Here is a 570-nt window from a genome sequence, read left to right on the forward strand (position 1 = left end):
TTTTCTTCATCAAGAACGAAATGCCCTTCGTTGTCACATCGACAACTTCCTGCTTCCGCTTGATCATCTGGTCCAGATCGACCTGCAAATCAGTCAATTTAATGCCGTGCTCGGCAAATGTGTGCGCAGCATTGTAAAAATGTTCCGACGAGTCAAGCAGCGCTTTCGACGGAATGCAGCCAACATTCAGGCAAGTGCCACCCAGCGTGGCGTATTTCTCGATGATGGCTGTTTTAAGTCCGAGTTGGGCGCAACGGATCGCACCGGTATAGCCACCTGGTCCCGAACCAATGATAATAACATCGTATTCCATGAAGATGATTGTTATGTCTGGATACTAGACGATAGACAAATGAGTCAGAATAAACGAATCTGATGTCTAAAATCTGCTCTCCGATCCCTATGAGTAAAGCATTATGAGTGCAAATTTGGTTCAGAATTTGATTACCTAAACCGATTTGTGAAAAAACGTGTTGGTGGTTCTGTAAGGTAGTCCGCTTTCGGTGCCGTTTAGTATAGATTTATGCGTTTCGTTTATTCTGGTTAGCTCCTGCTTACTCTGTAAGCCAA

At 44.4% G+C, this 570-nt stretch carries 1 protein-coding gene; it reads right to left on the reverse strand.

The annotated features are described in order from the left end of the window. Nucleotides 1-313: FAD-dependent oxidoreductase (locus tag ACYVD4_RS32055; protein ID WP_460952546.1), on the reverse strand; the 313-nt coding region annotated here is incomplete at its 3' end. Nucleotides 314-570: the final 257 nt, after the last annotated feature.

It is taken from the genome of Spirosoma daeguense (assembly GCF_054776875.1).